This is a genomic window from Frankia sp. AiPs1 (assembly GCF_023716945.1).
Classification (GTDB): domain Bacteria; phylum Actinomycetota; class Actinomycetes; order Frankiales; family Frankiaceae; genus Frankia.
Map to the genome: position 1 here is coordinate 1 of NZ_JAMQQF010000440.1, position 5,114 is coordinate 5,114.

Below are 5,114 nucleotides of genomic sequence, written 5' to 3' on the forward strand. Positions count from 1 at the left end.
GGCGCCGAGGCGGACAGCCGGGCGCCGACACGGGCGGGTCGGCTGCCCGGTGTCACCACAGCGGCGGTCGGCGCGGCCCGCCGCCGACACACCGCGCCCGCTGCCTCTTACGCACAGTCGCCGGCGGACACCCATGCCCACCAGGCATATCCCCATAAAGTGGTGCTCGGTATTGTGCCCGAGTGTGGACATTTTACGGTAACGTCCCCGCCTCGGGCACGTGCCTGTTGTCACAGGCGGTGAACATCGCAGTCGTGGTTCCGGCCAGGCGCACCCTGCTGCCGACGCAATCGGAGTCCGCATGCACCGTTCGCTGATCGTCGCCCGTACTCGCCGATCGTCCACCGCCAGCCACCGAGGGGTTCGCCGCTTATGCGCCGCCACGTCCAGTTACGTCTCGCGACCGCCGCGCTCACCCTGACCGCGGCCGTTGCCACGGGCTGCGCCAGCGGCGCGGCGGGCGCCGCCGGCGACTGCGACACGCCCGGGGTGACCAAGGACGCGATCCACATCGGCGTCGTGTACCCGGACACCGGCGCGGTGTCGGGGCCGTTGCAGGCGGCCCGCGCCGGCATCGACGCCCGGCTCGGCGCGATCAACGCCAAGGGCGGCGTCCACGGCCGGAAGATCGTCTACGACTGGCGGGACGACCAGGGCACGCCGGCGGCGAACGCGATCGCCGCGCGTGACCTCGTCGACCACCAGAAGGTCTTCGGCCTCATCGAGTCCACGGTCGCGGCCGGCGGCAGCGCCCAGTACCTCAGCGACCAGGGCATCCCCGTCACGGGGCTCGCCGCCGAGGGCGTCTGGTCGAAGTACCGCAACATGTTCTCGTTCTCCTACACCACCGGCGCCGCCGTCGACACCTACGGCACGTTCGTGAAGTCCCGCGGGGGCAGCCGCTCGGTGCTGCTGCAGACCGCGCTGTCCGGCGGCGTCTCCGACGTGGGCACCAAGCTCGTCCAGAGCATGACGGCGGCCGGCCTCAGCGACGGTGGGACCGTCAGCTACACCCCCGGCGCGGACAATCCCACGGCGGTCGCCCAGCGCGTCGTCGCCAGCGGCGCCGACACGCTGCTCGCCATCACCGACACCGACGCCCTCGTCCAGGTCCTCGCCCAGCTGCGCGCCGCCGGGCACGCGCCCAAGGTCGTCATGGCGGTCAACGGGTACGACGCCGGGCTGCTCAAGCAGTACGGCGCCGGGATGGCCGGGGTGACGGTGCCACTGTTCTACCGCCCGTTCGAGTCCGGCGGTCCGGCGATCGCCGCCTACGTCGACGCGATGAACCGCTACGCGCCGCAGATCGACCAGCCGCAGCAGGACATCCCGCTGATGTCCTACATCCAGACGGACATGTTCGTCCGCGGGCTGGCGGAGGCCGGCGACTGCCCGACCCGGGCGGGCTTCATCGACGGGCTGCGCGCGGTGACGAACTACGACGCCGAGGGCCTCATCCAGCCCATCGACATCGCCCACGGCCAGGGCCGCCAGACCACCTGCTACGCCTTCGTCCAGGTCAACGACGCCGGCACCGCGTTCGACGTCGTCAAGGAACAGCTCTGCGGCAAGGAGATCACCTCCTGAGCCGGCCCTGACCCGCGTTCCGGGGGTGGCGGCGACCCCGCGTCCGCCCCCGGAACGCCCGGCACCCCCCGGAAGCCCCGACGCCGGCGACGCCCGGTGCCCGGCCACCCGCGGCCGGCCCGGCTCCGGGTGTCGGGCGGTAGGCCGTGACTCAGGGTGCCGGGTGCAGTTCGGTGCGCAGCTCGTGGCTGCCGTCGGGCCGGGCGGCCTCGTAGTACAGCCGGTGGGCGCCGTCGGGCAGGGGCACGACGCTGACGTAGCGCAGCGCGCCGTCGCCGTCCGGGGAGAACGCCACCGGCTCGGTGCCGACGGCGTGGAAGCGGTCGGCGGTGATGCCGACGGCGAGGCCGGTGCGTTCGGCCCAGTTCTGCGCGGCGCTCGCCCGGCCGTCGTAGTAGGCCACCGGCTGGGTGCCGCCGGTGGCCTGGGTGGCGCCGGCGAGCTGGGTGCCGCCGGCGAGCACGGCGCTGATCCGCACGCCGCGGGCGTCCCAGTGGCCCGGGCGGGGGGCGAGCGCCGTCCCGGTCCAGGTCCAGTGCACGCCGTCGGGACTGGTGGCGTGCCGGCTGTCCATCCGGTCGGTGGCCAGCGGGTCGTCGAGGGGATGGCAGGATGCCCAGAGCTGCCACTCGCCGTCGAGCAGGGCCACAACCGGGTCCTTCACGGCGAGGGTGGCCGGGTCGCCGGGCAGCACGGTGTGCCGGCGCCCCGGGTCGAAGGCGGCCGGGGAGTCGGCCTCGAGCAGGTCCACCCACCAGTGTGGGCTGTCCGGGGTGGCGCAGCTGACGTAGAGCCGCCAGGAACCCTGCGGGGTCGCCACCAGGGCGGGCCGCTCCAGGCTCTCCGCGCCGAACGGCTCGCGCGGGACCTCGGCGATCTCGGTGAACGTCTCCCCGTCGGTGGAGCGGGCAATCACCAGGCCGTAGCCACGGCCGGAGCCGACCGGGCGGCGCAGCCGGTAAGCCAGGTAGAACACGCCGTCCGCGAGCACCGCGCTGGGCGCCCCGGCCCAGAAGCCCGGGCCCGGTCCGGGCGAGGCGGCGACGGTGGTCGCGGGCTGCCGGCCGGGTAGGGGAACAGTCTGGGACACGGTCTGGGATGTCGTGTGCTGCTGGCTTATTGCCACGCCGCAACCCTACCGTTTCGCCTGCCGGGGGCCGTCGGGCAAGCGGGCCCCGATGGCGGCGGCGCGCGGCTACCATCCTGATTTCACCGGTCGAGTTACCCGGCTATGCCCGCGCATGGCCGCCGGCCGGCGCCGCCCCGTGCCCGGATCGACCGACCCCGATCCCCGTCCCTGAGGAGCGACCGGCGATGGCCCTTCCCGACTTCCTCGTGCTCGGCGTGCCCAAGGCCGGCACGACGGCGCTGCACGCCGCGCTGTCGCGGCATCCGGGGTTGTTCCTGCCCCAGGTGAAGGAGCCGAAGTTCTTCCTCTCCGACGGCCCGCCGCCGGCCCGCGGCGGCCCCGGCGACGCCCAGACCTACCAGGAGCACGTGTGGCGCCGCCGTGACTACGAGGCGCTGTTCGCCCCGGCACCCGCCGGAACGCTCGCCGGCGAGGCGACCCCGTTCTACCTCTACGACCTCGACGCGCAGAACCGGATCCGCCGGCTGCTGCCGAAGGTGCGGATCATCGTCCTACTGCGTAACCCGGTCGACCGCGCCCACTCCAACTGGACGCATCTGTGGGCGGCGGGGCTGGAGAACGAACGCGATTTCGTCCGCGCCTGCGCGCTGGAGTCCCAGCGCCGCGACGCCGGCTGGGCGCAGTTCTGGCACTACGTCTCCCTCGGCCGCTACGGCGAGCAGCTCGCCCACCTGTTCGGCCTGTTCTCCCGCGACCAGGTGCTGCTGCTGCGCTACCGGGACCTGCGCGACTCCCCCGCGGCGACGCTGGACCGGGTCTGCGAGTTCCTCGGCGTCTCCACCGGGCTGGTCGGCCTGGTGCCGTCGGAGAACGTCACCCCGTTCGTCGCCGACTCCCCGGTGAACACGGCGCTGCGGGCGGCCCTGCGCACCGGGGGGCGCATCGGCCACCACTTCCCCGTGCCGGTGCGCCACGCGGTGCGCGGCCCGCTGCTGGCCGCGCTGCAACGGCAGAAGGGCGGCCGGCCGAAGCTGACCCCCGAGCAGCGGCGCGCGGTGCTGCCGTACTTCGTCGACGACATCGCCCGACTGGAGGAGCTGACCGGCCTGACCTACCGCGACTGGCTCACCGTCGGCCTCGAACCCGAAACGATCGACTGACCGACCGGGACGGGGACGGGGACGGGGACGGGATCAGTCTGAGCGCGGATCAGCTCAGCGAACGCGGGTCCGCGGGGACGTCGACGGCGTGGGCCCGCAGCGCCTCCAACGGGATGACCTCCAGGGCCCGTTCGTGCGTGGAGGCGAGCACGACCGGGGCGGCGGCCCCGGCGTCGTAGGCCTGCAGCCAGCGGACGGCGACGACGCACCAGCGGTCCCCGGGGCGCAGGCCGGGGAAGGAGTACTCCGGCCGGGGCGTCGACAGATCATTGCCGACCTGGCGTTGATGACGCAGGAAGTCGGCGGTCACGACCGCGCAGACGGTGTGGCTGCCAAGATCCTCCGGACCGGTGCTGCAGCACCCGTCGCGGTAGAAACCGGTCACCGGATCGGTGCCGCACGGTTCGAGCTCGCCACCGAGAACGTTGCGCTCCACTGCCACCCGCCCAGTTTCTCCCACCCGCGCGGTGGTCACACGGAGACTGGCCAGATCGGGCCGGTCATCCGGCGGTGACGACCGGCACGTCCACCCGGACCGGTGGGCGCGGCGCCGTCCGGGCGCCGTCAGCGAGGCCGTGCGCGGCCATGATCACGTGCTGTCGCAGGGGGGTGCGTAGTCGCCGTAGCCGACATAGGCCGCCCAGTCCGCCTCGGTGAGGGGAATGTGCACGTCGGTACAGATCCGGCGGATGAGGTCGGTGGGCTCGGTCGCCCAGACGCCGAGGGCTCCGACGGGCACCCCGTCGACCCCGGCCGCGAGCAGGCTGCCGGCGCCGGGGCCGCCGAAGACCAACGACGGCACCGAGAGCCCCTGTCCGGGGGCGGGGGCGGGGGCGGTGCCGGTGGCGGGGGCGGTGGCGGGGGCGGTGAGGAGTCGCATCGGGGTCGGGGCGGTCAGGTCCCACAGCAGCGGGCCTGCGCCGTCGACACCGCCCACCGCCAGCAGCCGTCCGTCACGGCTCGGGGCGAGGGCACCGACGGCGCCGTCGGCACCGGCGGCGTGCGGGATCGTCGAGCGCTGCCTTGGCCGCTCGGGCCTGGTGAGATCCCACAGCGTCACGTCGGCCCCGTCACCGACCGCGAGCAGGTTGTCCGGGCCGAAGGCCACCGTGCTGGATTCGGTCGTCGTGGTCATCCAGGTGGCCGTGGGATGCTCCGCGTCGCCGATGTCCCACAGCTCGACGCCCAGACCCGTGTCGACGGCGGCGAGGCGCCCGTCGGGGCTGACGGTGACCGCCTCGGCCGGCCCGTCGCGCAACGCGAGCGAGCCACGCCGC

The 5,114-nt window shown here is 73.9% G+C and carries 4 protein-coding genes and 1 pseudogene; 2 read left to right on the plus strand and 3 right to left on the minus strand.

What is annotated here, in order from left to right:
- Window positions 1-372 precede the first annotated feature (372 nt).
- Entirely contained in the window at window positions 373-1,587 is a 1,215-nt protein-coding gene (locus ND748_RS24775) for an ABC transporter substrate-binding protein (RefSeq protein ID WP_251748392.1), read from the plus strand.
- 151 nt (window positions 1,588-1,738) lie between these two features.
- On the opposite strand, the gene ND748_RS24780 is transcribed toward ND748_RS24775, so the two are convergent.
- Complete coding sequence (locus ND748_RS24780) at window positions 1,739-2,713, minus strand: hypothetical protein (protein WP_251748394.1); 975 nt, start codon at window positions 2,711-2,713, stop codon at window positions 1,739-1,741.
- A gap of 188 nt (window positions 2,714-2,901) precedes the next feature.
- On the opposite strand from ND748_RS24780, the gene ND748_RS24785 reads away from it, so the two are divergent.
- Window positions 2,902-3,837 carry a sulfotransferase gene (locus tag ND748_RS24785; RefSeq protein WP_251748396.1) on the plus strand — a complete coding sequence of 312 codons (936 nt, stop codon included), beginning with the start codon at window positions 2,902-2,904 and terminating at the stop codon, window positions 3,835-3,837.
- A gap of 49 nt (window positions 3,838-3,886) precedes the next feature.
- On the opposite strand, the gene ND748_RS24790 is transcribed toward ND748_RS24785, so the two are convergent.
- The gene (locus tag ND748_RS24790) at window positions 3,887-4,279 is read right to left on the minus strand and encodes a DUF2237 domain-containing protein (RefSeq protein ID WP_251748398.1); all 393 of its coding nucleotides are present in this window, start codon (window positions 4,277-4,279) and stop codon (window positions 3,887-3,889) included.
- A 147-nt stretch (window positions 4,280-4,426) separates the two neighbouring features.
- A pseudogene (locus tag ND748_RS24795) lies at window positions 4,427-5,114 on the minus strand (hypothetical protein); the annotation flags it as partial.